At 69.4% G+C, this 25,655-nt stretch carries 22 protein-coding genes; 11 read left to right on the top strand and 11 right to left on the bottom strand.

The features are described from left to right. Positions 1-38 precede the first annotated feature (38 nt). The gene (locus HDC34_RS04050) at positions 39-1,493 is read right to left on the bottom strand and encodes an NAD(P)H-dependent oxidoreductase (RefSeq protein ID WP_179555960.1); all 1,455 of its coding nucleotides are present in this window, start codon (positions 1,491-1,493) and stop codon (positions 39-41) included. 284 nt (positions 1,494-1,777) lie between these two features. After that, entirely contained in the window at positions 1,778-2,587 is an 810-nt protein-coding gene (locus HDC34_RS04045; RefSeq protein ID WP_179555959.1) for a FadR/GntR family transcriptional regulator, read from the bottom strand. A gap of 140 nt (positions 2,588-2,727) precedes the next feature. Here HDC34_RS04045 and HDC34_RS04040 point away from each other — a divergent pair, with 140 nt between their 5' ends. The 4 genes from HDC34_RS04040 (at position 2,728) to HDC34_RS04025 (ending at position 6,157) form a co-directional block, all read left to right on the top strand. Continuing rightward, on the top strand, positions 2,728-3,429 hold the full coding sequence (locus HDC34_RS04040; protein WP_179555958.1) for a hypothetical protein: 702 nt from the start codon (positions 2,728-2,730) through the stop codon (positions 3,427-3,429). After that, positions 3,426-4,706 carry a 3-oxo-tetronate kinase gene (otnK, locus tag HDC34_RS04035; protein WP_179555957.1) on the top strand — a complete coding sequence of 427 codons (1,281 nt, stop codon included), beginning with the start codon at positions 3,426-3,428 and terminating at the stop codon, positions 4,704-4,706. The genes HDC34_RS04040 and otnK overlap by 4 nt, the downstream gene beginning before the upstream one ends. Next, the gene (gene otnC, locus HDC34_RS04030; RefSeq protein ID WP_179555956.1) at positions 4,703-5,422 is read left to right on the top strand and encodes a 3-oxo-tetronate 4-phosphate decarboxylase; all 720 of its coding nucleotides are present in this window, start codon (positions 4,703-4,705) and stop codon (positions 5,420-5,422) included. Before otnK ends, otnC begins: the two co-directional genes overlap by 4 nt. 162 nt (positions 5,423-5,584) lie before the next feature. Continuing rightward, positions 5,585-6,157: a YdeI family protein gene (locus tag HDC34_RS04025; protein WP_104310373.1), complete on the top strand. Its 573-nt coding sequence runs from the start codon at positions 5,585-5,587 to the stop codon at positions 6,155-6,157. A 133-nt stretch (positions 6,158-6,290) separates the two neighbouring features. On the opposite strand, the gene thrC is transcribed toward HDC34_RS04025, so the two are convergent. Further along, positions 6,291-7,715, bottom strand: a complete 1,425-nt coding sequence (gene thrC, locus HDC34_RS04020) for a threonine synthase (protein ID WP_104310372.1) — start codon at positions 7,713-7,715, stop codon at positions 6,291-6,293. Between the two features lie 61 nt (positions 7,716-7,776). Then, positions 7,777-9,267 (bottom strand): amino acid permease, encoded by a 1,491-nt coding sequence (locus HDC34_RS04015; protein WP_179555955.1) that lies wholly within the window; start codon positions 9,265-9,267, stop codon positions 7,777-7,779. A gap of 232 nt (positions 9,268-9,499) precedes the next feature. On the opposite strand from HDC34_RS04015, the gene HDC34_RS04010 reads away from it, so the two are divergent. Beyond that, positions 9,500-10,015 carry a GyrI-like domain-containing protein gene (locus HDC34_RS04010; RefSeq protein ID WP_179555954.1) on the top strand — a complete coding sequence of 172 codons (516 nt, stop codon included), beginning with the start codon at positions 9,500-9,502 and terminating at the stop codon, positions 10,013-10,015. Between the two features lie 598 nt (positions 10,016-10,613). Here HDC34_RS04010 and galK read toward each other — a convergent pair. Both galK and galT read right to left on the bottom strand, forming a co-directional pair. Then, positions 10,614-11,759 carry a galactokinase gene (galK, locus tag HDC34_RS04005; protein WP_179557082.1) on the bottom strand — a complete coding sequence of 382 codons (1,146 nt, stop codon included), beginning with the start codon at positions 11,757-11,759 and terminating at the stop codon, positions 10,614-10,616. Between the two features lie 14 nt (positions 11,760-11,773). Further along, on the bottom strand, positions 11,774-12,904 hold the full coding sequence (gene galT, locus HDC34_RS04000) for a galactose-1-phosphate uridylyltransferase (protein ID WP_308807264.1): 1,131 nt from the start codon (positions 12,902-12,904) through the stop codon (positions 11,774-11,776). Positions 12,905-12,975: 71 nt separating this feature from the next. Here galT and HDC34_RS03995 point away from each other — a divergent pair, with 71 nt between their 5' ends. From HDC34_RS03995 to zapE, 3 genes are all read left to right on the top strand, one after another. After that, a complete protein-coding gene (locus tag HDC34_RS03995) occupies positions 12,976-13,779 on the top strand; it encodes a DeoR/GlpR family DNA-binding transcription regulator (protein WP_308807262.1) in 804 nt (267 codons plus the stop codon). 133 nt (positions 13,780-13,912) lie between these two features. Continuing rightward, positions 13,913-16,270 (top strand): phosphoribosylformylglycinamidine synthase subunit PurL, encoded by a 2,358-nt coding sequence (gene purL, locus HDC34_RS03990; RefSeq protein ID WP_179555953.1) that lies wholly within the window; start codon positions 13,913-13,915, stop codon positions 16,268-16,270. Between the two features lie 25 nt (positions 16,271-16,295). Further along, complete coding sequence (gene zapE, locus HDC34_RS03985; protein WP_179555952.1) at positions 16,296-17,516, top strand: cell division protein ZapE; 1,221 nt, start codon at positions 16,296-16,298, stop codon at positions 17,514-17,516. Positions 17,517-17,690: 174 nt separating this feature from the next. Here zapE and HDC34_RS03980 read toward each other — a convergent pair whose 3' ends face one another. From HDC34_RS03980 to HDC34_RS03970, 3 genes are all read right to left on the bottom strand, one after another. Further along, a complete protein-coding gene (locus tag HDC34_RS03980; RefSeq protein ID WP_179555951.1) occupies positions 17,691-18,044 on the bottom strand; it encodes a VOC family protein in 354 nt (117 codons plus the stop codon). Positions 18,045-18,260: 216 nt separating this feature from the next. Beyond that, complete coding sequence (locus HDC34_RS03975) at positions 18,261-19,097, bottom strand: GyrI-like domain-containing protein (RefSeq protein ID WP_179555950.1); 837 nt, start codon at positions 19,095-19,097, stop codon at positions 18,261-18,263. A 356-nt stretch (positions 19,098-19,453) separates the two neighbouring features. Further along, a complete protein-coding gene (locus HDC34_RS03970; RefSeq protein WP_179555949.1) occupies positions 19,454-20,230 on the bottom strand; it encodes a 1-acyl-sn-glycerol-3-phosphate acyltransferase in 777 nt (258 codons plus the stop codon). 197 nt (positions 20,231-20,427) lie between these two features. Here HDC34_RS03970 and HDC34_RS03965 point away from each other — a divergent pair, with 197 nt between their 5' ends. From HDC34_RS03965 to HDC34_RS03955, 3 genes are all read left to right on the top strand, one after another. Next, positions 20,428-21,144 carry a triose-phosphate isomerase gene (locus tag HDC34_RS03965; protein ID WP_179555948.1) on the top strand — a complete coding sequence of 239 codons (717 nt, stop codon included), beginning with the start codon at positions 20,428-20,430 and terminating at the stop codon, positions 21,142-21,144. Positions 21,145-21,184: 40 nt separating this feature from the next. Beyond that, on the top strand, positions 21,185-22,033 hold the full coding sequence (locus HDC34_RS03960; RefSeq protein ID WP_179555947.1) for a class II fructose-bisphosphate aldolase: 849 nt from the start codon (positions 21,185-21,187) through the stop codon (positions 22,031-22,033). A gap of 89 nt (positions 22,034-22,122) precedes the next feature. Continuing rightward, positions 22,123-22,653, top strand: a complete 531-nt coding sequence (locus HDC34_RS03955) for a YjbQ family protein (protein WP_179555946.1) — start codon at positions 22,123-22,125, stop codon at positions 22,651-22,653. A 460-nt stretch (positions 22,654-23,113) separates the two neighbouring features. Here HDC34_RS03955 and HDC34_RS03950 read toward each other — a convergent pair whose 3' ends face one another. Next, positions 23,114-24,067 carry a sugar-binding transcriptional regulator gene (locus tag HDC34_RS03950; RefSeq protein WP_104310359.1) on the bottom strand — a complete coding sequence of 318 codons (954 nt, stop codon included), beginning with the start codon at positions 24,065-24,067 and terminating at the stop codon, positions 23,114-23,116. Between the two features lie 285 nt (positions 24,068-24,352). After that, positions 24,353-25,654 carry an NAD(P)H-dependent oxidoreductase gene (locus tag HDC34_RS03945; protein WP_104310358.1) on the bottom strand — a complete coding sequence of 434 codons (1,302 nt, stop codon included), beginning with the start codon at positions 25,652-25,654 and terminating at the stop codon, positions 24,353-24,355. Between the last annotated feature and the right edge of the window lies 1 nt (position 25,655).

Below are 25,655 nucleotides of genomic sequence, written 5' to 3'. Positions count from 1 at the left end.
GGGGCCACGCTCCTTTACGTAGTCTCCGAGCAGCGGCGCTAGGCCCGGCTCTGAAGCAGTTCTGTGTCGAGGTTCTGGCTGACGCCGAACCGGGTGTCCTGGTCTTCGCGCAGCTGCCACAGCACTGAGGCGGCGGGGCGGGAGACCAGGTCGTAGGTGATGACCGTGCCAGCGGCGATGTCGCGCGTCGCGACGTTGCCGGTGAGCAGGTGGGCGGCGGCAGGGCCACCTGAGGCGATCGACGTTGCCGGCACGATGCGGGCGGTGAGCTGCGGGCTGTGGTCGTTGCCGAACACCTCGCCTGCCGCGATGTCGCGGGCCGCGACCTTGACGAGGTCGAAGTGGGGGCGGTAGTCGTCGGTGCCGGTGTCCATGCCGAGCAGCCCCGCGAGCAGCAGGCTCGTCGAGGTCTCGACGCCGCACAGGTGGTAGGGGCGGTAGATGACCGTCGCGGTGCCGTCGGCGTTCGCGATCTGCCCCTTGGTGGTCATGATGTGGTTCGAGTAGGCGTTGTCGGCGCGCACGACGATCCAGACGCCGCCACCGAGCCCCGCTTCGTCCTCGGTGCGGAAGCACGTCGCGAGGTCGATCGTCGACTCGCGCTCGAAGACGCCGCCGTTCTCCTGCAGCGCGTAGGCGACCGGGATCTCGGTGATGCGCAGCGGCATGTGCAGCAGCTCGTCGACCTGCGGCGCGAAGCCCAGGTAGTTGGCGGCGATCGTCATCTCGCACAGGTCGTAGGCGCCAGGCTTGGGGAGGCCGTCCAGGATGCGCGCACGCTCGCGCAGGTAGGTGAGCGACTCGCCCTCCGGCACCTTGCGGAGCCACTTCCGGTCCTCCTCGCTGACCGTCACCGTCTCGACAGCCGGCGCGTGGATCTTCTTCTCGGTGAGGATGCTGACGGTCGAGTTCTCGACGTCGTAGACGAACTCGCCGTCGGTCGCCTTGCCCGCGGAGATGACGGTGAGGCCGATCTGCTTCGCCCACTCGACGAGCTGGATGAGGAGGCCGTGCTGGTCGCCGTCGACGGGCGTGTAGACGACGCCCTTCTCGCGGGCGAGGGCCTTGAGCTCCGGGCCGACCGTGACATCGGTGTCCTTGGTGACCATGGCGACGTGCTTGCCGTTGGCGATCGCATCCCGGGCGTAGCGGGCACTGGCCTCGGGGATGCCGGTGCCCTCGCAGACGACGTCGATGCCGTCGAGGTCGGCGATGATGTCGCACTGGTCGGTGACGATGCGCGTGCCTGCCGAGAGGGCGGCCTGCGCTTCGCTGCGCGTGGCGACGTAGACGTACTCGTCGTCGGTGAACCCCGCGCTCTTGTAGGCGTTTACGGCGTTGCCGAGGTTGATGTCGGCGACGGCCAGAACATCGAGGCGCGGTGTGAACGGCGACTGCGAGACGACGGCAGTGGCGTACTGACCAGCGCCGATGACGGCGACGGTGACTCGCTCCTGGCGGCTCAGCTGTTCGAACAGGTGGTGGTAGATCATCCGAGGTCTCCTCAGGTTGCGGTCATCGGTCACGCCAGCTTCGCCGGGCACGGGACGCCGTTCGGCAGGGGATGCGATCAACGGCGGTGTCGAGGAAATCTGCTCCTCGTCATTGAGTCGCGACGCTAGCTTCGGCGTGCGACATCAGTATTACCGAAACTGGTCAACTGGTCAACCAGTTATTCGAAAGTCGCGAGAACGCGACCGACAACGGGCGTCCGCACCGCGGAATGGCGGGCGTGACACCCGACGGGATGGCGGGCGCGCACCCGGCGAGCACGCGCCTAGGAGGCTGGTTCCGCCGCAGCATCCTCACGCAGCGTGTCGACGAGACGACCGCCGGCTCGATGCATGTGCGAGTCCATGGCCGCCTGCGCGGAGGCCGAGTCCCCGTCGCGGATGGCCTCGAAGATCGGCACGTGCTCGGCGTAGGACGGCTCGAACGACTCGGCGGCACCCATGACGCGCGAGATCCAGACACGCAGGAGCGCCGCGATACTGCGCAGCATGTTCGCGAGCGCGACGTTGCCCGCCGCATCCGCGACCGCCAGGTGGAACTCGACGTCGGCGTCGACGAACTCCTCAGCGGTGCGCGACGATCGCATGGCAGCGAGCGAGCGCTCCATCCGGGCGAGGTCGGCGTCAGTGCGGCGCTCGGCCGCGAGCGAGCTCGTCACCTTCTCGAGGTGCTGACGAGCCTCGACGAGGTCGGTCGTGTGCCGCTCTCCGAGCAGGAGCCCCCACTCGATGACCCGCGGCAGGAGGTCGGAGTCGGCGCCGCGGAAGTACGTACCGCCACCGTGCCGGAACTCGACGACCCCGAGCAGGCCGAGCGACTTGAGCGCTTCCCGCACGGTCGAGCGGCCGATGCCGAACGATTCGCTGAACTGGCGCTCCGAGGGGAGCTTCTCCCCCGCCGTCACATGACCCGCGAGGATGTAGTCGAGGATCGCCCGCGCGATCTCGTTCGACGGCGGCTCGGTCGCCGCGAAGGTGACCGGGCGGAGCCCTGCGATCTCGCCCTTGGCCTTGGGCGGTCGACCACGGCGCGGGGCGGCGGCGGCCTCGAGGTTGGAGTCCGGCGTCGTCGTCATGCCCCTACTGTACGGGTGAGTCGGATGCGTCATCCTGCACACGCACCGCACCTCCACAAAAAAGTGGTCGACCAGTAACCCACTTTTCGCGTAGAGTGCTCTGCGTCAGAGACGACACACTCACCTTTGAGGAGCACCTCATGCCATCAACACCCCGCGGACCACGGATCGCGATCATCAGCGCCGTGCCGACCGCCATCGCACCCGCGAACGCCGCACTCGCTGCGCGCATCCCCGGCGCCCAGCTCTGGAACATCCTCGACGACCGCCTCCTGGAAGACGCCGCAGACGCTGGCGACCTGACTCCAGCACTCCGGGCACGCATGGGCGCGCTCATCGACCACGCTCTCGCCGGCGGCGCCGACGGCGTGCTCCTTACGTGCTCGCTGTACGGCGCCGTCGCCCGCTCACGCGCATCCACGGAGACCATCGCGATCCTGGCCCCTGACGACGCGGCTTTCGACGCCATTCTCGCCGAGGGCTTCGGTTCCATCCTCGTCGTCTCGCCCAAGCCGTCGGCATTGGAGGACACACTCTCGCGCATCACCGCCGCGGCCGGCAACGCCGCACCCACATCCACATCCACGCCCATGCTGGTGGGCATCGTCGCCGAGGGCGCGCACCTCGCCGCTAACGCAGGGCCGGAAGCGCTCGCCGACACGATCTCAGCCGCGATCGCCGGCGCCCGCGCACCCTTCGACGCCGTCCTCCTCGCCCAGTACTCGCTGGCCCCCGCGGCGCCCCTGCTGAGCGAACGCCTCGACGTCCCGCTCTTCTCCACGCCCGGCAGCGCGGCCGATCTGCTGGCCAGCCGCCTCCATGAAGCGGAGCAGCCGGCATGATCGGCGCAATCGCCGACGACTTCACGGGCGGCACCGACGTCGCCGTCGCGCTCAGGCAGGGCGGACTCCGCACGCTCATCTACTTCGGCGCACCCGACCCGGTCGTATCGCTGCCCGAGCACGACGCCATCGTCATCGCACTCAAGACCAGAACGCTCGCTCCGGCCGATGCCGTCACCCAATCGATGGCCGCAGCGGAGTGGCTGCTCGCCCACGGTGCGAGGCAGCTCTTCTTCAAGTACTGCTCGACCTTCGACTCCAAGCCCGAGGGCAACATCGGCCCGGTCGCGGACGCACTGGCCGCGCTCGTCGGGTCCCACGTCACCGTCGCCGTCCCCAGCTCGCCCGAGCACCTGCGGACGCAGTACATGGGCCACCTGTTCGTCGACCGGCAGCGTCTCGACGAGTCGCCGCTTCGCCACCATCCGCTCACGCCGATGACCGACTCGTCCGTGCCAAGGCTGCTTCAGGCGCAGACCGACGCCCGCGTCGAACTCCTGGACCTGCGCGACGTGCGCAGCGGGAGCATCCACCTGCGCCAACGCCTCGACGCACTGGCTGTCGCGGATACGCGAAGCTACGCCGTTATCGACGCCCTGACCGAGGACGACCTGATCGAGATCGGCCGCGCCTGCATCCACGACCCGCTGCTGACCGGTGCGGCCGGCCTCGCTCGAGGGCTCGCAGCCGCCACCTCCGAGACACCGACCGCAACCCTCGCCGAACTCGAACTCACCGCCGAGCTGCTGCCAGCACCAGGAGCCGCCGCGGTGCTCGCCGGCAGCTGCTCCGCACGCACCCTGCAGCAGATCGCCGTGCTGCAGTCACACGGCCACCCCTCGTTCCAGCTCGACGCCCTGCACACGCAGAACCCTCACGCACTCGCCGACGATGCGCTGCGCTGGTTCGACGAGCTCGACACGGTCAAGGAGCCCCTCTTCTACTCCTCGCTGCCGCCGGAGCAGCTCCGCGCAGTGCAGGACGCGCTCGGCACGGGAACGGCGTCCGACATCCTCGAGACCGCCATGGGCCTCATCGCGGTGGGACTGCGCGCCCGAGGCACAGCGCGAGTCATCGTGGCGGGCGGCGAGACCTCGGGAGCCGTCGTGACCTCACTCGGCATCCAGGGGGCACTCATCGGCGCCGAGATCGCGCCCGGCGTGCCCTGGATCCACACGGTCGACGAGACGCCGATCTCGCTCCTCCTCAAGTCAGGCAACTTCGGCGACGTCGGCTTCCTCGCCGAGGCCCTCGAGCAGGACGTGGTCGCAAGATGAGCACAGGGAGCACAGGGAGCACAGCGAGTCCCGCGAGCACGGACCGTCCCGCCCAGCTCGTCGAACCTGCCGATGAGCGTCACCCCCGGGAGCAGCTCGCGGATGCGGCGCGCTCGCTCTTCTCGCGCGGCCTCACGCACGGCAGCACCGGCAACGTGAGCGTACGCGCCGGAGAGCGCATCCTCGTGACCCCGACGGGCGTCAGCCTCGGCCAGGTCGACCCCGACGCGCTCGCGGTGATCGACTCGGCAGGTCGCCACATCGACGGCCCCGCCCCCACGAAAGAGGCCTTCCTGCACGCCGCCGTCCTGCGCGCGAGGCCAGATGCCAACGCCGTCGTGCACACGCACTCCACCTACTCGGCTGCAGTCTCCTGCCTCGACGGCCTCGACCCCGCCAACGCGCTCCCCCCGCTCACCGCCTACTTCGTCATGCGGGTCGGCCGGTTGCCGCTGCTGCCCTACCGCGCGCCGGGCGACTCGAGCCTGGAGCAGCTCGCCGAGACCACCGCCCGGACGCACAGCGCGTTGCTCCTCAGCAACCACGGCCCCGTCGTCGCCGGGTCGAGCGTGACGGCCGCAATGGATGCGCTCGAAGAACTCGAGGAGACCGCCAAGCTGTTCTTCCTCCTGCGGGGCCACGCCACGCGCCCCATCGACGCCGCGGCCCGGGCCGACCTCGAGGCGCGGCACCCCACAGTGGGTAGCGCGCGCTGAGCCCTGGCTCGGCCCCGCGAGCCCACTTCTGGACTCGGTGAGCGCCGCCGGCCAACTTGCGTGACGAAACGAACCTGTAGCGGCGATTGCACGCCGGTGGGGCGCATCCATCACGGAAGTTGGACGGCGCCAGCCTGTCCGACGGCCTCCTAGGATGACGGCATGGTGAGCTTTGCCGACAAACCCATCCACGAGTTCACGATCGAGCAGTGGGAGGCGTTTCTCGCCGCCGACCCCGACGACGGCGGCGTGCGGCTGAAGCTGCGCAAGAAGCTCTCGAAGGCGCCGGGCATCACCTGGCAGGAGGCGCTCGAAGTGGCGCTCTGCTACGGGTGGATCGACGGCCAGTCGGCGCGATTCGACGACGACTACATGCTGCAGGCGTTCACGCCACGGCGGAAGAACAGCCCGTGGTCGCAGATCAACGTCGGGCACGTGGCCCGCCTCATCGAAGAGGGACGGATGCAGCCGGGCGGCCTCGCGGAGATCGAGCGGGCGAAGGCCGACGGCCGTTGGGACGCCGCCTACCGGGTCAAGGACGCAGTGGTGCCCGCCGACCTGCAGGCGGCACTCGACGCGAACCCAGCCGCCCTCGCCTTCTTCGAGGCGATGAAGAAGCAGGAGCGCTTCCAGGTCATCTTCCGCATCACCGGCATCAAGACGCCAGCGATCCGCGCCGCGCGCATCCAGGACGTCGTCGAGAAGGCCGCCCGCGGGGAGCACCACTACAAGTAAGCGGCTCACGGGCGCTCCCGCGCGCGACTGCCTCCCGCACCCGCCCGCTGCGGCGCAGACCTACGAAAAATGCATGCTCCCGGTGCAAGGAGCATGCATTTTCCATCCGTCTACGCCCGGATGGGGCTGGGCGTTAGCGCAGCACGCGCTCCGCGATGAAGTCGCGCAGGAGCTGCTCGTCGTCGTCGAGCTCGACGACCCGCTGGGGCGCGTCGAGGAGCGCCCGCGTCTCCGCGTCGACCTCGACCTCGGCGCCGAGCGCCTCGGAGATCGTGTCGGCGAACTTCTGCGGCTTCGCGGTCTCGAGCACGAGCATGGGAACGCCGTCCTCGAGATGCTCGCGCGCGACCTTCACGCCGTCGGCCGTGTGCGGGTCGATCGTGACGCCGGATGCGTCGTGCACGCTGCGGATCGTCGCGAGACGGTCGGCGTGGGTGCTCGTTCCGCTGACGATGCCGAAGAGCGGCTCGAACGTGTGCTGCGCCACCGACAGGTCGATCTCGCCCGTCTCGGCCAGCTCGCTCCACGCGGCTGCCGTGCGCCCTCCGTCGCGACCGAGCAGCTCGAACACGAAGCGCTCGAGGTTCGACGCGCGCGACACGTCCATCGAGGGGCTCGACGTGGCGAGCGTGTTCTCGGCGTTGCGCGGGCGGTAGAAGCCCGTGCGGAAGAACTCGTCGAGCACGTTGTTCTCGTTGACGGCGAGCACGAGCTTGCGCACGGGCAGGCCCATGAGCTTCGCGTACAGGCCGGAGAGGATGTTGCCGAAGTTGCCGGACGGCACCGCGAACGACACCTCGAAGCCGTCGCGAGCATCCGCCGACAGCTCGTCGGTGGCTCGCAGCCACGCCCACACGTAGTAGGCGATCTGGGCCGAGATGCGGCCGAAGTTGATGGAGTTGACGGCGCCGATGTTGTTGCCGCGCTTGAAGTCGATGTCTTCCGCGAGGCGCTTCACGAGGTTCTGGCAGTCGTCGAAGACGCCCTTGACGGCGATGTTGTGCACGTTCTCGTCCTGCAGCGAGTACATCTGCGCGCGCTGGAACGCGCTCATGCGGCCCTGCGGGGAGAGCATGAAGACGGAGACGCGCTCGCGTCCGCGCAGGGCGTGCTCCGCGGCCGAGCCGGTGTCGCCCGAGGTCGCGCCGAGCACGTTGAGCACGCGGTCGCGCTTGGCGAGCACGTAGTCGAGGGTCTGGCCCAGGTACTGCATGGCCATGTCCTTGAACGCGAGGGTCGGGCCCTCGGACAGGCCCACGAGCGTGAGCTGCGCATCCAGCTTCTGCAGCGGGACGACATCCTCGGAGGCGAAGCGGCCCTCGCCGTAGGCGTGCGCCGTCAGCTGCTCGAGGTCTTCGCGGGGGATGTCGGTCGCGAACAGCGCGAGCACCTCGGTCGCGAGACCGGCGTAATCGAGCGGCCGCCACCGCTCGAGGTCGTCGTTCGTGAACTGCGGCAGCAGCTCCGGGACGGCGAGCCCGCCGTTCGGGGCGAGGCCCTCGAGGAGAACGTCGGAGTATGCGCCGAGCGTGCCGCCGCGTGTTGAGATGAATTGCAAGATCTGGCGCCTCAGTCGTCTGTCGTGCCGGGAGTGTGCGTCCCCATCGTATCGGGGCGGGTCAGTCGCGCGGGGTGCCCTTGACTTGCGGCGTAGGCCCGCCGGCCTGCACCTCCACTGCTCGCGTCTCGTCGACGAGGTCGGCGCGGCGCTTGCCGGCCGTGCCGACGGCGAACTGGTAGGCGACGAGCAGCAGCGCCAACCAGACGGCTCCGACCACGAGGGCGACGCGCGTGTTCTCGAACCAGCCGAGCACGCCGAGCACGAACACGAGGAACCCGAGCGTCGCCCACGACGCGTACGGCCACAGCGGCACGGGGAACTCGGATGCGCTGCGGCCGCCGCGTGCGATGTCCCGCTTCATCGCGATGTGCGAGCAGACGATCATGATCCACACCCACACCGTCGCGAACGTCGCGATGGACGCGATCACGAGGAACACGTCCTCGGGGATCACGGCGTTCATCCACGCGCCGACCGCGAGCGCCGCGACCATGAGCGCGACCGTCGCCCACGGCACGCCGTTCCTCGAGACGCGCAGGAACACGCGCGGCGCCTGCCCCTGCTCGGCGAGGCCGTAGATCATGCGGCCGGCCCCGAACACGTCCGAGTTGATGGCCGAGAGCGCTGCCGTGATGACCACGAAGTTCAGGATGTTCGGGGCGGCGGGGATCCCGAGGCCGTCGAAGATCGAGACGAACGGGCTCGCGTCTCCCGTGATCGTGTTCCACGGCGCGAGCATCATGATGACCGCGAGCGCGCCCACGTAGAAGAGGAGGATGCGCAGCGGCACGCTGTTGATGGCCTTCGGGATGACGCGCTTCGGGTCCTGCGCTTCACCCGCCGTGATGCCGATGATCTCGATGCCGCCGAACGCGAAGACCACGATCGCGAAGGAGGCGATGACTCCCTCGATGCCCATCGGGAAGAAGCCGCCCGTCGCCGGGTTGAAGAGCGCGCCGATGCCGGACGCATCCGGTGACTGGTTGCTGAAGCCGAAGATGATGATCGCGATGCCACCCGCGATCATGGCGATGATCGCCGTGACCTTGACGAGGGCGAGCCAGAACTCGAGCTCCCCGAATGCGCGCACGCCGAGCAGGTTGATGGCGGCGATGAAGAGGATGACGGCGACGATCCACACCCAGCGCGCGACGTCCGGGTACCAGAAGCCCATGTAGACGCCGAAGGCGGTGACGTCGGCGATCGCGACGACGATCATCTCGAACGCGTACGTCCAGCCGGTGATGAAGCCCCAGCGCGCGCCGAGGTAGCGGTTCGCGAACTGCCCGAACGAGCCGGTCACGGGGTGACGCACGGTCATCTCGCCGAGCGCACGCATCACCATGAAGACGGCGGCGCCGGCGATCATGTACGCGAGCAGCACGGCGGGGCCTGCGGCCTGGATCGCGGCCGACGAGCCGTAGAAGAGGCCCGTTCCGATCGCCGAGCCGAGCGCCATGAAGCGGATGTGCCGGGCCGTGAGCGCCCGCGCAAGCGGCCGCTTCTGCGTCGCCCCGGTGTCGATGCCGTTGTTCTCGACGGTGTTCATGCGCAGCTCGTGTCTCTCGTGGTTCCGGTGGCGCATCCACCCGACCGTCTCCTGCGCCGGCGCGTCACCTGCGCGATCGTAGCGCCTCGGCCGCGCACCGAGCGCGTCGAGTTCCGGTCCTTGTGGAGAAGTTCCCGCGAGAACACCGAACCTGGCGTCGGCATACGGCTACTTGCCCTAGGTTGGCGTCAAGCATCTGCCCCCGCCTGCGCGGGACGTCGAGGAGGACACCATGCCAGACACACTTCCGCTGCCCGAATCGCCCCGCCAAGGCGTCGAGCGCTTCGAGCTGACCGCCGTCCCCCTCGCGGTCGCGCGCTACGACAACGTCAGCATGGGCGACCTGCGCGCGCTCTTCGACACGACCTTCCAGGCGATAGGGGCCGCGATCGGCGCCGACAAGGTGCATCCGGCGGGGCCCGCTCTGGCGGTCTACCACGGGGACCCGTCGCAGACCTTCGACGTGGAGATCGGCTTCCCCGTCACCGAGTCGGTGCGGGAGAAGATCATCGTCGGCGACATCGCCATCCAGAATTCCTGGTTGCCAGCCGGTCCGGCGGCCGGTGCCACGCACCTCGGCTCGTTCGACGGCCTCGGCGAATCGTGGGGTCGCCTGATGCAGGATGTCGCCGACTCCGGCGAGGCCCCCGGTTCGATGGTCGAGATCTACGTCACCGAGCCGAGCCCAGATATGAACCCAGACGACCTGCGCACCGACCTCATCGTGTCGCTCACCCCGCGCGAGTAGAGGGAGCGACCGAGCCGCAGACCTGGGCCGCGCGCATCCGCGTGCCGGCGAGCGGATGCGCGTGCCCGACGTCTGTGCAGGGCCCCACGTCTGCGCAGGAGAGGCACGGCCCCCGCGCGCAGACCTGTGGCGTGCGCAGCCGCTGGGCGTGCAGCCGGTGCGCACGCCCGACGTCTGCGGCGGAAGGCCGGGTCACGCGCACAGACCTGTGGCAAACGCATCCGCGTGGCATTCAGCGCATGCGCAAGCCAAATGTCTGCGGCGGAACGCCGGATCACGCGCACAAACCTGCGGCAAACACATCCGCATTGCGTTCTGGCGGTGCGCACCCCGACATTTGCGCGGGGAAGGCCCGGCGCGCGACCTGACCTGGGCCCCGCGCATCCGTCCGGCGGCGAGCGGATGCGCAAGCCCCACGTCTGTGCCGGGAAGCGCGGTACGCGCGCAGACCCATGGAGGGCGCACCCACGGCGCAAGCAGCAGTGCACAACCCCAACGTCTGCGCCGGAGATGCGAGCGCCCCGCCGGCGGAGCAAGCGCTAGCGCCGCGCCCGACCGGCCAGAAACCGCCGGGCACAGCACACGCCCAGGGGCCGCCTCAGACGCGGGCGGCGCCTTGGGACGGCAGCACCTCGAACGTCGCCGGCTCCGTGAACCCGGCGGCGGCGAAGGCCTCGTGGATGCTCTGCGAGATGGACGCGAGGTCGTCGCGTTCCACGAGCGCGATCGCCGCTCCCCCGAAGCCGCCGCCCGTCATGCGTGAGCCGATGGCCCCTGCAGCGACGGCCGTCGATACAGCGAGGTCGAGCTCCGGCACGGAGATCTCGAAATCGTCGCGCATCGATGCGTGCGACTCGGCGAGCAGCGGGCCGATGCTGCGCGGGCCGCTGTCGCGGAGCGCCTCCACGACACCGAGAACCCTCGCGTTCTCGGTGACGATGTGCCGCACGCGGCGGAACGTCTCCTCATCCAGGACCTGCTCGGCGCGCTCAAGGTCGTCGACGCTCACGTCGCGCAGCGACGAGACGCCCAGGCCAGCGGCCCCGCGCTCGCACGAGGCGCGCCGTTCGGCGTAGCCGCCGTTGGCGTGGGCATGCTCGACGCGGGTGTCGATGACGAGCACCGCAAGCCCCTGCTCCTCGAACGCGAGGGGCACGATGGTCGACTCGAGCGAACGGCAGTCGAGTAGCACCCCCGAGTCGCGCTGACCGAGGAGCACGGCCGACTGGTCCATGATGCCGGTCGGGGCGCCGACGGCCTCGTTCTCGGCGAGGCGCCCGATGCGAGCGAGTGTCCGGCGGTCGAGCCCGAGGCCCCACAGCTCGTCGATCGCGACCGCAACGGCCCCCTCGAGGGCGGCGGATGAGGACAGCCCAGCCCCGAGGGGCACATCCGACTCGACGTGCAGGTCGAGCCCCCGGGCTTCGCTGAGGTCGGCGCCCAGCTGGCCCGCGGCCCAGATGACCCCGAGCGCGTACGCGGACCAGCCGCTCAGCGCATCCGGCGCCAGATCGTCGATGGCGACCTCCTCGACGCCGTCGCGGAGGCCGCTCGAGACGCGGACCATCCGGTCCTCGCGCAGCCTCGCGGCGACCACCGTGTGCCGGTTGATCGCGAACGGGAACACGAAGCCCTCGTTGTAGTCGGTGTGCTCGCCGATGAGGTTCACTCGACCCGGCGACGACCAGAGGCCGTCGGGTGCGCCACCGTGGATGCGCGCGAACGCATCCGTCGCCGCCGTCACCAGCTCAGGCCGGGTCACGCTGCGTCCACCTTCGCGAGGGCCGCGCGCAGGAGGCCCGCCGTGGCTTCCGGCGGGACGTCGCCGATGAAGGCGCCCATCGCCGACTCGGAACCGGCGAGGAACTTGAGCTTGTCCTCCGCACGCCGAGGGGAGGTGATCTGCAGCATGAGCCTGACGTCATCCCGATGCGAGTTGACGGGCGCCTGGTGCCACGCGGCGATGTAGGGGGTCGGGGTGTCGTAGATCGCGTCGAGAGCGCGCAGCACGCGGCGGTACTCGCGGGCGATCTCGTCGCGCTCCTCCGGCGTCGTCTCGGCGAGGTCGGCAACGTGGCGGTGCGGGAGCATGTGCACCTCGAGCGGCCACCGCGCGGCGAACGGCACGAAGAACGTGACGTGCTCGCCGCGGATGAGCACCCGTTCGGAGGCCTGCTCGAAATCGAGGATGTCCTGGAACAGCGTCGGCCCGTACTTCTCGACGGAGCGGATGAGCGCAGCGGTGCGCGGCGTGACGTAGGGGTACGAGTAGATCTGGCCGTGCGGGTGGTGCAGCGTGACGCCGATGTCCTTGCCGCGGTTCTCGAACGGGAAGACCTGCTGCACGCCGGGCAGCTGCGAGAGCGCGGCGGTGCGGTCGGCCCATGCCTCGACGACCGTGCGAGCGCGCGAGAGGGAGAGCGAGGCGAATGACCCCTCCGATTCGGGGCTGAAGCAGACGACCTCGCAGCGGCCGATCGACGGCTTCGTGCGGCCGAGGCCGAGGGATGCGAGCTCCTCGAGCTCGCCCTCGGGGCTGAAGCCGTCGCCGGCGAGCGTCGGACCGAAGGAGGGCGACTTGTTCTCGAAGACGGCGACGTCGTAGTTGCTCGGCACCTCGGTGAGGTTCGCCGGGCTCGAAGGCGCCAGGGGGTCGAGGTGCTTGGGCGGCAGCATGACGCGGTTCTGCCTGGCCGCTGCGATGGAGATCCACTCACCGGTGAGCGGGTCCTGGCGCATCTCGGCGACCGGAGGACGGTCGGCGGGGATGCGGCTGTCGAGGGCGCGCTCGGGGTCGAGGGTCGTGTCGGCGTCGTCGAAGTAGATGAGCTCGCGGCCGTCGGAGAGCAGCGTCTCGCGCTTGACGATGTTGTTCGTGAGGGAGTGCACGCTCCGATTACGCCACTTTCGTTTTCGAAAGTCAAGCGCCAATCCGCTTGCGAAGGCGTAAGCTGTGGATCGTGGTGAACAACGAGACGACCCCAGACCGCCCCGCGGAGGCGCGCAGAGCCGACGTGGTCGCGCTCGTCAAACGTACCGGTTTCGCCAGGGTCGCGGATCTGAGCCGCGAGCTCGGCGTCTCGGAGGTCACGGTTCGCTCGGACCTCACCGCGCTCGAGCGCGAAGGGCTCCTCGGTCGCGTGCACGGCGGTGCGATCTTCGGCCGCGGGCCCGCCGGCCTCGAGACCTCCTTCGAGACCGCGCAGCAGAGTGCCGCAGACGAGAAGCGCCGCATCGGCACCGCCGCGGCAGCCCTCGTCACGAGCAGCTCCAGCGTGCTCCTCGATGTCGGGACGACGACCACGGCCGTCGCCGAGGCACTGCTCGCGCGGGAGGATCTCGACGACGTCGTCATCATCACGAACGGCCTCTCGATCGCGCTCGCCCTCGAGTCGGCCATCCCCCGCTTCACGGTCGTCGTGACCGGCGGCACCCTCCGGCCTCTGCAGCACTCGCTCGTCGCGCCGTACGCATCCGCGATGCTCGAGCGCATCCACACCGACCTGGCCGTCATCGGCTGCACGGGCGTGCAGGTCGGCGCGGGCGTCACCAACGTGAACCTGCCGGAGTCCGAGCTCAAGCGGGCCATGCTCCACGCAGCCGACCGCTCGGTGGTCGTCGCCGACGCCAGCAAGCTCGGCCGCGCCCACGTCGGCGTGATCGGCGGCCTCGACGAGTTCGAGAGCCTCATCACGGGCACCGAGGCAGACGCGGGCGACGTCGAGGGACTGCGCGCGGCCGGCTGCGACGTGCGGCTGGTCTAGCAGCCCCGCGACGGACCGCGCCGCCAGCGTCCATCCACACCCCTTCGCGCGGGCGCCCGCGAACGCCGTAGACTCGTCCGGTGCGGACACGCCCCGACTTCTCCGCATCGCGCCGCCAGAAGGAGCCTCGCCAGTGAGCAGCCAGACCACCCACGTCCCGGACACCGTCGACAACGCGAAGGCGACTCCCGAGAAGGAGCAGCCGTACGGCGCCCTCGGACTGAAGCCTGATGAGTACGACAAGATCCGCGAGATCCTCGGTCGCCGCCCCACGTCGGGCGAGCTGGCCATGTACTCGGTCATGTGGTCGGAGCACTGCTCCTACAAGTCCTCGAAGAACTACCTGCGCCAGTTCGGCCAGAAGGTCTCCGACGAGATGAAGAAGAACCTCATGGTCGGCATGGGCGAGAACGCGGGTGTCATCGACGCCGGCGAGGGCTGGGCGGTGACCTTCAAGGTCGAGTCGCACAACCACCCCTCCTACATCGAGCCGTTCCAGGGAGCCGCGACCGGTGTCGGCGGCATCGTCCGCGACATCATCTCGATGGGTGCCCGCCCGGTCGCGGTCATGGATGCGCTGCGCTTCGGCGCCATCGACGAAGCCGACACGGCGCGGGTCGTGCATGGCGTCACGAGCGGCATCTCCTTCTACGGCAACTGCCTCGGCCTGCCGAACATCGGCGGCGAGACGTGGTTCGACAGCGTCTACCAGGCGAACCCGCTGGTCAACGCTCTCGCGGTCGGCGTGCTCCGCCACGAGGACCTGCACCTCGCGAACGCGCGTGGTGCCGGCAACAAGGTGGTGCTCTTCGGCGCCCGCACGGGTGGCGACGGCATCGGCGGTGCCTCCATCCTCGCCTCCGACTCGTTCGACGAGAAGGGCCCCACGAAGCGCCCCGCCGTCCAGGTCGGCGACCCGTTCGCCGAGAAGGTGCTCATCGAGTGCTGCCTCGAGCTGTTCCGCGAGAAGGTCGTCGAGGGCATCCAGGACCTGGGCGCTGCCGGCATCTCCTGCGCGACGAGCGAGCTCGCCGCGGCCGGCGACGGCGGCATGTACATCGAGCTCGACAAGGTGCTCCTGCGTGACCCGAACCTGACGGCTGAGGAGATCCTCATGTCGGAGAGCCAGGAGCGCATGATGGCGGTCGTGGCCCCCGACAAGCTCGACGCGTTCATGGCGATCGTCGACAAGTGGGACGTCGAGACGAGCGTCCTCGGCGAGGTCACCGACACCGGCCGCCTCGTCATCAACTGGCGCGGCGTGGAGATCGTGAACGTCGACCCGCGCACCGTCGCGATCGACGGCCCCGTCTACGACCGCCCCGTCGCCTACCCGGCATGGATCGACGCGCTGCAGGCTGACACCGCATCCGCACTCCCCCGCCCGCAGTCTGGCGAGGAGCTCCGCGAGCAGGTGCTCGCCCTCATCTCGTCGGCGAACCTCGCCGACCCCGAGTGGATCACGCAGCAGTACGACCGCTACGTGCTCGGCAACACGGCCTTCGGCACGCCGGAGGACGCCGGCATGGTGCGCATCGACGAGGAGTCCGGACTCGGCTTCGCGATCAGCCTCGACGCCAACGGCCGCTACGCGCAGCTCGACCCGTCCGCGGGCGCCAAGCTCGCCCTCGCCGAGGCGTACCGCAACGTCGCAGCCACGGGTGCACGCCCAGCCGCCGTCTCCGACTGCCTCAACTTCGGCAGCCCCGAGAACCCCGAGGTCATGTGGCAGTTCGCGCAGGCCGTCGAGGGCCTCGCCGACGCGTGCCTCGAGCTCGGCATCCCCGTCACGGGCGGCAACGTGTCGTTCTACAACCAGACCGGCGACGTGCCCATCCACCCGACGCCTGTCGTCGCCGTGCTCGGCCTCATCGACGACGTGGCCCGCCGCGTCCCGTCCGGCTGGCAGGAGGAGGGCGACAACCTCTACCTCCTCGGCACGACGCTCGAAGAGCTGTCCGGCTCCATCTGGGCCGACGTCGTGCACGGTCACCTCGGCGGGCTGCCCCCGCAGGTCGACCTCGAGCGCGAGAAGGCACTCGCCGACCTCGTCATCGGAGCAGGCCAGCAGGGCCTCCTCACCTCGGCGCACGACCTCTCCGAGGGCGGCCTCGCGGCGGCGATCGTCGAGTCTTCGACCCGCTTCGGCGTCGGCGCGCGCATCGTGCTCGACGGTCTCATGCAGAAGGAGGGGGTGGATGCGGCTACCGCGCTGTTCAGCGAGTCGGCTGGGCGCATCCTCGTCTCCGTCCCGCACGACGACGACGTGCGCTTCCAGGCGATGTGCGAGGCGCGTGACTTCCCCGTCACCCGCGTCGGCGTGAGCGACGGCACGGGTGTCGACGCGAAGCTCGAGGTCCAGGGCCTCTTCGAGTTCACGCTCGCCGAGCTCTCCGAGGCGCGCGGCGCGACGCTGCCGAAGCGCTTCGGCGACGTCGTCGGGCCGAACTCCGCGCCGATCTCCGCCGCCGTCGCGGCTGCGATCTCCTAAGGACCGCCGCGCTTTGAGTCTCGGGATGAGTTCCTCGCTTCGGGATGGGTTGTTTCCCATCCCGAAGCGAGAAACCCATCCCGAAACTGCTGGCGCGGGAGCGAACGAAGCTGCGACCGGAGTCTTCGAGGCCATCGTCGCCTCAGCCGCCTCGGCCGGCTTCGCGCTTGACGGCGGGCAGCGGATGGTCGCCCTGCGTCTCGCGGGCCTCGGCGCGCAGATCGTCGAGCGCGAGGCGCTTTCGGCCGGGGAGACCCATCCCGGCGAGGACGAGGCAGATCACGTCACCGCCGCTCCTGACCAATCGGCGACTCCGCGCGGCCTCTACCTGTGGGGGCCGGCCGGCCGCGGTAAGTCCTGGCTGCTCGACGCGTTCTACGACGCGGTCCCGATCGAGCGAAAGCTGCGCGTCCACTTCCACTCGTTCTTCAACGAGCTGCACTCGCGCATCTTCGCGAACCGCGGCTCGGACAGCGTCTTCGCGAACGCCGTCGAGGAATTGATCGGCGATGCTCACCTGCTGCTGTTCGACGAGTTCCACGTGCACGACCCCGGCCATGCGACGCTGCTCACCGGTCTGCTGCGGTTCGCGCTCGAGCACGGCATCACGGTCGTCGCGACCTCGAACTACCCGCCGCACGGCCTCCTCCCGAGCCCCGTCTACCACCACATCTTCGAGCCCGGCATCGAGCTCATCGAGCGCGAGCTCGACGTCGTCGAGCTCGCTGGCGGCGTCGACTACCGTCGCTCGCGCGCAGACACCGTCGAGCGTCGCGGATTCGCGACCGGGTCATGGATTCACGTGCCGAGCGCCGTATCCGCCGCCGCTGGCCGCGCAGTCGGAGATTCTGCTGTGGGGCCGGACCTCGCGTCCGGTGCCACACGGCCGTCGCCGGTTGAGGCGACGTCGCTCGACCTCGGCGGCCGTGCCTTCGAGGTCACGGCCGTGCGCGGCCGCGAGTTGTGGGCGACGTTCGCGGAGCTGTTCATCGTGAAGACATCCTCGCTCGAGTACCTGCAGTGGGCGCGCGACTTCGACACGTGGCACGTGCTGGACGTTCCCCTCCTCGCATCCGTCGGACGTGATCCGCAGCAGCGCTTTGTGAACGCCGTCGACGTGCTCGTCGACTACGACATCGAGGCACACTTCCACGCCGACGCTTCGTTCGACGAGTTTGTTGCCGCCGCCGCGGGTCGCGCCGACGCGTTCCGCATGGTCAGCCGCCTCCATCTCCTGCAGCGCTGACCAACATCAGTGACGGCTGACCAACTTCCGTGACGAATGGGGCCGCGAGCTCCGCTTGGGTTGTGGATGCCGGCATCCATCACGGAAGTTGGACAGCGGCAGAGAGGCGCAGCAGCGCCGATAGCGCCGGCGCCGGATACTGCGCTCGAGTTGGCTACGAAGGCACGGCGGAGCTCAGCCCTGCTCCTTGCGCTGCCAGACGCCGAAGCGGTTGCCGAGCGGGTCACGGAGGTGCGCGAACTTGATGCTGCCGTTGTCGACGAGCGGGATGACTATCTCGGCACCGTTCGCCGCGGCCTGCTCGAGCTTCGCCCCGATGCTCTCGACCTCGACGTAGAACACGGCCCAGCTGCCCCCGCCGACGGTGTTCGAATCCCAGAGCCCGCCGCCGTTGCCCGCGCCGTCGATCATCCCGTAGCCGCCGGGCTCGAGCGACCCGAACGTCCAGCCGAAGGTGTCGCCATAGAAGGCCTTCGCGGCCTCCGGGTCGGTGGTTCCGATCTCGAAGTAGTTCACAGTGTTCGACATGGTCGTTGTCCTCTCGTTCGGATCTGCCGCCGCACCCTTGGCGGCGGCGCCGGCATCGTGGGCCGGTGATCCGAGCGTGAGGTCTCACACAGTGTGAGAGTCAAGCGAGGCGCTCGGCGGGTGCGCGCATCGCCGCGAGTCGTCTCAAACGGTCATCAAGGCGCGGTGATAACAACCCGTTGGGCCGACTCGCGAGAAGGCTGCGCCAGGCAGACCTCACGCCGCTATCGGCACGTTCACCTCGGTGACCCAGTTCTCGGGGTTCGGGTCGCGGCCGGGGCCGCGCACGTAGACGTTGAAGATCGGCCCGACTCTCGTGCGCTGCTGATCGGCAACCCAGGCACCCGCGGTGGCAGTCGCCTCGTTGATCGTCTCGAAGCCGCCCCGGTGCGTGACGGTGGCGACGCGCTGCTCGGGAAGCTCGACGACCTCGTACCCATCCGGTACGGAGGCGCCGCGGTACTCGCGCCAGATCGCCATCTCGACGTCGGCATCGCGGTACTCATCGTCGAAGTAGGTGGCACCGCCCACGTCGCCGAAGGCCTCCGGGTCGCGGGAGGTGAGCTCGGCGACCGGGCCGCGGAAGTTGCCCCAGAGTGACCCCTCAGACGGGTAGTCGGCGACGGTCCGCCGCAGGTAGAGCACGCGCAGCGCCGGGAACGTGCGCTCGACGACGTCCAGCCGCCGCGCTCGCGCCTCGAGCTCCCCAAGCAGGTTCACTGCGAGCGCCTGCTGCTCGGCCACCCGTCGTGCCTCTGCCTTCAGCCCGTCGAGGTGCGATTGCAGCCGAAGCCGCAGCAGGTCAGGCGAGTCGAAGAGCGGCAGGAGCTCGGCGATCGCCGGGATCCCGCACCCCGAGTCGCGGAGCATCCGCACCCGCCCCGCGTCCTGCAGCTGACCGGGTGCGTAGCGTCGGTACCCGCTGAACTCGTCGACCTCGGCCGGCGCGAGCACGCCCCGATCCGCGTAGTGCCGCAGCATGCGCACGCTCAACCCCGAGTAGCGCGAGAACTCGCCGATGCTCATCAGGGTTCCGGGCTGCTCACGGTTCATGCGCCAAGTCTGGCACCGGGGTCCGTCTGCCGCCGATCACTGTCCAACATGAGTGCGATTTCCGGCCCTCAGCCCGGTTTCCGCCTCGGATGGGCCAATACTGCACTCATGTTGGACAGGGAGCGCGGGTAACCGCACCGCCGCAGCCACCGCAGCCGCAGATCACCGCGGCCGCACCAGCGCCCGCAGCCCTCGAGCGCCCGGCCAACATCCGTGACGAACGCCCCGCCGGACGCGGTTCCGGGCCTGGATGCGCCCATCCGTCACGCGAGTTGGTCAAGCTGTGCCGGCCCGCCACCCCTCGCAGCGACGACCGCGCCGCGCGCCGCGACCGCGACCCAGGGCCTACGCGCGTCCTACTTCTGCGCGGCCTGCGCGGCCCGGGCCGCTTCGCGCTTGAGGTCGCGCGCGGCGTCGGCGGCCGCGGCTTCCTCTGGCGTGGGGGCCGTGCCGCCGAGTGCGCGGGGTTGCCACCACTTGCCGGTGCCGTCTTCCGGGTAGCTCGACTGGAGCTCGCCGAGGAGCGCCTCCATCGTCGACTTGAGCTTCGCTGTGGCGACGGCCGGGTCCTCACCGGCAGTGACGTGGATGGGCGCACCGAACGAGAAGTGCACGGGGATGCCGAGGCGCTCCCTCATGCTGATCTTGCGGTTCTTCGTGAGCAGCCGGTGTCCGCCCCACACAGCGACGGGGATGATCGGCACCCCGGCCTGGGCGGCGAGGCGCACCGCCCCGGTCTTGAAGTCGCGGATCGTGAACGACGCGCTGACGCCCGCCTCGGGGAACACCCCGATGAGCTCGCCGTCGCGTAGCGCGGTCGCGGCCGCTGCGAACGCGTCGGCACCCGCCTTCATGTTCACCGGGATGTGCCGCATGCTGCGCATGAGCCTGCCGACGACGGGCTTCTCGAAGACGCTCTGCTTCGCCATGAAGCGGATGCGCCGCCGGTTGTGCATCCAGGTTGCGCACTCGACGAGGGCGAACTCGAGGTACCCGAAGTGGGTCATCGCGATGACGGCGCCGCCCGTGTCTGGGATGTGCTGCGCGCCGCGGGCCGTCTGGCGAACCCGAAGCGCGGCGAACACCGTGCGGCCGACCCCGATCGCAAATGAGTAGACGGGTTCGCGAGTCATGTGGCTCCCTGATCCAAGTGTGAGGGGCCAGTTTATTCGCGGCACCTGGGACGAGATCGGGACGAACGGCGCTGCTCGCGAGGTCCCGCATCCGAAGCCTTGCCAGTTGCGTTCCGCGGATGCGATACTTGCCTCACTGCACGTTCGTACGATCTATAGTGCAACTTTGTGCATTCATCCGCTAGGAGCAACTGACAATGGCTGTCCCCATCCCTGTACGGAGCCCGTTTCTCATCGTCAACCCGAAGGCCTACCTGACGGGCAGCGAGCTCATGAAGCTGGCCCACCTCACCGACGAGCTGGCCGGCGCGTTCGACATCGACGTCGTCTTCACCGCGCAGCACATCGACCTGCGGTCCGTCGTCGCCGAGACGACGAACCTCTGCGTCACGGCCCAGCACGTCGACCCGATCGTGCCGGGCCGCGGCATGGGCCACATCCTCGCCGAGGGCCTCGCGGAGGCCGGCGTCAAGGCCGTCGTGCTCAACCACGCCGAGCACCCCCTCACCTTGGCCGACCTCGACGCCACGATGCGCCGTTGCGAAGAGGTCGGTCTTGCAACCATCGTCTGCGCCGACTCCGACCTGCAGTGCCGGGCCGTCGCCGACCTCGACCCGTCGGGCATGATCTGCGAGCCGACCGCAAACATCGGCACCGGGCAGATGGATGCGGGCGACTACATCGAGCGCACCACCCAGATCGTGAAGAACGTCGACCCGTCGATCCTCGTCGTGCAAGCTGCCGGCGTGAGCCGCGGCGCCGACATCACGCGCGTCCTCCAGCAGGGCGCCGACTGCTCGGGCGGCACAAGCGGCATCATCAAGCACCCCGACTGGCGCGAGATCCTCACCGAGATGTTCCATGCGCTCGCCGACCACCGCGACGCGCAGACGTCCGCCTCCCCCGCCAACTGACCCGCTCCCCCAACCAGGGCACCAGAGAGAAGATCCACGCATGCTCATCGGACTCGACGAAGCGCTCCGCTACGCACAGAAGAACAACATCGCCATCGCGGCGGTCAACACCCCCTACTTCGAGGGGCTGCTCGGCACCATCGCGGCAGCCGAGAAGGCCGGCGTTCCCGTCATCCTGCAGCACGCGCAGGTGCACGAGAGCACCCTCTCGATCGACGACATCGGGCCCGCCATGCTCGCGCTCGCGACGCGCAGCGAAGCCCCGTTCGTGCTGCACGTCGACCACGGCGAGGACATCGAGTACATCGCCCGCGGCCTCGACATCGGCTTCAACTCAGTCATGATCGACGGCTCCACGCTCCCCTACGAGGAGAACGTCGCCCGCACCACCGAGGTCGTGAAGCTCGCGAAGGAACGCGGTGTCGGCGTCGAGGGCGAGCTCGGCGTCATGACGGGCAACGAGAACGGCGACCCGAGCCAGGGCATCGCCGACGAGACCCTCTACACCGAGCCGACCCAGGCGAAGGAGTTCGTCGAGCGCACCGGTGTCACGGCGCTCGCCGCCTCGTTCGGCACGGTGCACGGCATGTACCACCAGGAGCCGAAGCTCAACTACGCGCTCATCGAGCAGCTGCGCGACGCGACGGGCGTGCCCATCGTCATGCACGGCGGTTCCGGCCTCACCCTCGACGAGTACCACCGCTCCATCACCCGCGGCGTCCGCAAGATCAACTACTACACGTACGCGGCGAAGGCGGCACTGGATGCTGCGCTCCGGGCCGCAGACGAGCCCAACACGATCCTGTTCCCCAAGGTCGCGAAGGCCGTGTCGGCGCAGGTCGAGAGTGACGTCGCCGAGTTCATCCAGGCGCTGCGACCGGGCGCCTGAGCGACGCCGCGCATCCGCTCACCCACCGCATCCACCGACATCCGTGCGTTCGTCGAAGCACGCGCATCCACGACCACGAAGGAACCCCGATGACCGTCACCCAGACCACCCTCCAGCTGCAGTCACACGGCGGCACCCCCAGCTACATCGACGTCACCGCCGAGGTGAAGGAGGCGATCGCGGCGAGTGGCATCACGACCGGCACGGTCACCGTCATCTCGCCCCACACGACGTGCGCCGTCTTCTTCGAGGAGTTCGTGCACGACCGCCTTGACGACGGCACCGAGTTCCTGCAGGCCGACCTCGATGACGTCCTGAACCGCATCGCCCCGAACCAGACGGCCGTACCCCCCGAGGGCGAGTACCGCTACCCGGGGCCCGAGCACTACGCAGACGTCGAGTCGTGGCCGGACGCCGAGGTGTACCTGCCCGGCGGCGACAAGACGGCGCTGCTCAACGCGGAGGCGCACATCAAGGCGACGATCCTGGGCTCGAGCGAGGTGTTCGCGGTCATCGACGGCAAGCTCGGCGTCGGGGTCACCGGCTACATCTACTTCGTCGACTTCGACCGCACTCGCGCCCGCTCGCGCAAGTGCCAGGTCGTCGTCATGGGCGAGTAGGCCCCGGCTTCCTCGCTCCTGAACGCCGCCGACGATGTCGGCGCACCAACACCGCCGGTCGATCTCGCCCTGACTCCCCCGTCAGCGGCGCGATCGGCCGGCGTCGTTCTGCATCCTGTGCTCTTGGCTCTGTGCGCTGTGCTCTGTGCTCTGCCACGAGCCCCGACTCCGCGCGACTGCGCAGCCTGCGCGTTGAACGCTGCCAGTCGAATGGCCCAAAGCCCGCGCGAAAAGGGCCACATCGCTGGCAGCGATGGCAGCCAGGCCGCGCAAAAGGGCTACTTGACTGGCAGCGTTCGCACCGAACCCGGAACCGCAGCCACCAGCGCAGATCGACCCGGCAGCACCGGCAACCGCAATGCGGTAGCGGCAATGCGGCCGGCGGCGGCGCGGCAGCGGCGGCACGGCGGTGCGGCAGCGCTGCTGCGGTCGCGCGGCAGCAGCAGCTGCGGCCGCTCGCTTACACGAGTTCGACGAGGGCGCGGGCGAGGTCTTCGTCGAGGATGACGCTGTCGAGGGCGCCTGTGTGCAGGGATCCCGCGACACCCGGGGCCTTCTCGGCGCCGGCCGCGAAGCCGACGACCTCGGGTATGGCGGCGAGCTGCTCGAGCGTGATGCCGATGACGCGCTCCGAGACGGGCGAGCCGAGGGCGCGACCGGATGCGTCGAAGAAGCGGCCGCAGATGTCGCCGACCGGCTGCTGCGCGTCGAGGTCCGCACGCTCGTCGTCGCTGAGGCGCATGGCGGAGACGATGTGCCGCGACGCGTGGAGGCCGTACGAGCCGATGCCGACGAACGCGAGCTGTACATCCGTCGCCCGCTTGATCGCGGAGGAGATCGACGACTCGCGCGTGAGGGCCGCCCAGGTCTGCGGCGACTCGACGACGGCTGGCGATTCGAAGCGGAACGCCTTCGCACCCGACTTCTGCGACAGGCGCTCGAGGGCGGTGTTGCCGGCGGGCCCGGAGTCGAAGGGCATGCCGCCCACCAGCGGGCAGAGGGTCAGCGCGCGCCCTGTGGATTCGACGTGGATCTGCTCGACGAACGCGTCGATCGACTTGCCCCAGCTGAGGCCGACCGAACCGACGGATGGCACTCGTTCCGCGAAGTAGTCGGCGGCCGCTCCAGCTACCACGTCGAGCGGATGCCGGCCGGGCAGGTTCGCGACGACGACGGCGGCGCCCACGCCGAACGCGTCAACGATCTGCTGCTCGAGCTCGCTCACGCGGCCGACGACGTGCGGGTCGTGGATGCGGATCTCGACGATGCCCTGGTCACGGGCTGCCGAGAGGATGCGGGAGACGCTCGCCCGGGAGACGCCGAGGGCGTTCGCGACGTCGCTCTGGGAGAGCCCGTCGAGGTAGTAGAGGCGCGCCGCTCGGACGAGGGTCTCGGCGTTGCGAGGTGCTGGCATCTCGTCTGCTCCTTCGTCGTGGTGCGGCGCTTCGTGCGGCGTGCGGCGGCTCGCGCCGGTCCGGCTGCGGAGCGATTCGCGGCACTGCTCGCTCCCGTTCCGTCTGCCCCGGTCTCGTGGTCGACCCGCGTCCTGCGTGCAGGCGAGGCCGGACGACCACGGCTCCCGAGCCGTGCATCCGCACCGTTCGGGAGCCGTCCCGGTGCCGCACGCGAGGCGCGGCACCGGTGGTCCGGTTCACATGATCCTACCGAGCGGCAACGGCACGGCAGGATGAGGAAGCCCTCAGACGCCGATGACTCCGGCGGCGACGAGCGAGTCCTGCAGGCGGCGCATCGCGATGAGCGGGCGGGTCTCGTCGAGCTCGACGTCGTCGTAGGAGACGATCTCGCCCGCCTTGATGTCGCGCTTCAGGATGCCGCCGGAGATGAGGCCGATCGGGATGGAGTTGTTGGCGCGCGCCTCGTCGGCGTCGACGGCCCAGCCGTGCACGTGGTGTCCGCCCATGCCCTCGAGCTTCGTCCCGGCCGTGAGGTCGAACTTCGCCTTCGAGGCGACCTCGGTGCGCCAGGTGATGGTCTGGAAGTCGGCGCGGCGCTCGAGCACGGCCTCGCTGATCGAGAGGATCGCCTCGACGGACGCGAGATGGTACGGGCGGTAGAGCGCGTAGTAGGGGCCCTTGCCGAGCTTCAGGTAGTCGAGCTCGTGCGTGACGACGTCGTCTTCCGACTTCACGACGACGAAGACGCCTGGTGCGACGTCGCCCTCGACGGTGTACTCGACGGCCGGGGTGGAGGTGAGCACGCCGCCGTCCTCGACGGGGATGAGGGTCGTCGCGAGGGTCGCGATGTCGGCGGCGGGGCCGTGCATGCCCGGCTTGTTGACGGGGAAGCCGGTGGCGTTCGACAGCGACGCCATCTCGATCTGCGTCTTGGTGCCGTCGGTGAACTCGCACAGGATGCGCGGGTTCATGTTCTTCGCCTTGGCCTCTTCCATGACGTCTTCCGGCACGTCGGTGGGGCGGTTGGGGTTGTTCTTGCCCTTGCCGGCGGCGACGACGGTGAGGCCGAGGTCGGTCGCGTGCTCGACGAGCTTGAGCGCTTCGACGGGCTCGTCGCCACGGCAGATCGTGTAGACCTGCTCGCCGGCGTTGGCGATGCTCGCGAGGAACAGGCCGACGGTCACGTCGGCCTCGACGGTCATGAGCGCGACGTCCTTCTTGCCGAGGAGCGACGCGTAGGCGACCTGCGCGGCGATCTCGGTGACGCCGGAGACCTCGAGGACGACGTCGACGGGGAGCTTCGGGATGAGCAGGCCGTCGTTGATGACGACGGGGCGGCGGGCCTCGATGTGCTCGGCGACGACGGCGAGGTCGTTCTCGACCTGCACGTCGGTGCGGCCGGCGCGAGTGTACGCATCCACACCGCGCTGGACGGCGATGTCGGCGACGACGGCGACTTCCATGCCCTTGGCGCGTTCGATCTGGGCGATGAGGCCTGAGCCCATCTGACCTGCCCCGACCACGCCGACGCGGATGGGTCGGCCAAGCTCGGCTTCGCGCTGGATGAGGCGCTGCGTGTAATTCATG

Source organism: Pseudoclavibacter sp. JAI123, assembly GCF_013409665.1.
GTDB lineage: Bacteria > Actinomycetota > Actinomycetes > Actinomycetales > Microbacteriaceae > Pseudoclavibacter.
This window is presented reverse-complemented; position numbering and strand designations above follow the sequence as displayed.

Coding starts and splice junctions, on each gene's coding strand:
- HDC34_RS04025 (WP_104310373.1), top strand. CDS start 5,585: ATGGTGAGCTTTGCCGACAAACCCATCCACGAGTTCACGATCGAGCAG.
- HDC34_RS04050 (WP_179555960.1), bottom strand. CDS start 1,493: ATGATCTACCACCACCTGTTCGAACAGCTGAGCCGCCAGGAGCGAGTC.
- otnK (WP_179555957.1), top strand. CDS start 3,426: ATGATCGGCGCAATCGCCGACGACTTCACGGGCGGCACCGACGTCGCC.
- HDC34_RS03960 (WP_179555947.1), top strand. CDS start 21,185: ATGCTCATCGGACTCGACGAAGCGCTCCGCTACGCACAGAAGAACAAC.
- zapE (WP_179555952.1), top strand. CDS start 16,296: ATGAGTTCCTCGCTTCGGGATGGGTTGTTTCCCATCCCGAAGCGAGAA.
- HDC34_RS03955 (WP_179555946.1), top strand. CDS start 22,123: ATGACCGTCACCCAGACCACCCTCCAGCTGCAGTCACACGGCGGCACC.
- HDC34_RS04045 (WP_179555959.1), bottom strand. CDS start 2,587: ATGACGACGACGCCGGACTCCAACCTCGAGGCCGCCGCCGCCCCGCGC.
- HDC34_RS04010 (WP_179555954.1), top strand. CDS start 9,500: ATGCCAGACACACTTCCGCTGCCCGAATCGCCCCGCCAAGGCGTCGAG.
- HDC34_RS03970 (WP_179555949.1), bottom strand. CDS start 20,230: ATGACTCGCGAACCCGTCTACTCATTTGCGATCGGGGTCGGCCGCACG.
- HDC34_RS03975 (WP_179555950.1), bottom strand. CDS start 19,097: ATGAACCGTGAGCAGCCCGGAACCCTGATGAGCATCGGCGAGTTCTCG.
- HDC34_RS03980 (WP_179555951.1), bottom strand. CDS start 18,044: ATGTCGAACACTGTGAACTACTTCGAGATCGGAACCACCGACCCGGAG.
- HDC34_RS03945 (WP_104310358.1), bottom strand. CDS start 25,654: ATGAATTACACGCAGCGCCTCATCCAGCGCGAAGCCGAGCTTGGCCGA.
- HDC34_RS03950 (WP_104310359.1), bottom strand. CDS start 24,067: ATGCCAGCACCTCGCAACGCCGAGACCCTCGTCCGAGCGGCGCGCCTC.
- HDC34_RS04040 (WP_179555958.1), top strand. CDS start 2,728: ATGCCATCAACACCCCGCGGACCACGGATCGCGATCATCAGCGCCGTG.
- otnC (WP_179555956.1), top strand. CDS start 4,703: ATGAGCACAGGGAGCACAGGGAGCACAGCGAGTCCCGCGAGCACGGAC.
- HDC34_RS03965 (WP_179555948.1), top strand. CDS start 20,428: ATGGCTGTCCCCATCCCTGTACGGAGCCCGTTTCTCATCGTCAACCCG.
- HDC34_RS04015 (WP_179555955.1), bottom strand. CDS start 9,267: ATGAACACCGTCGAGAACAACGGCATCGACACCGGGGCGACGCAGAAG.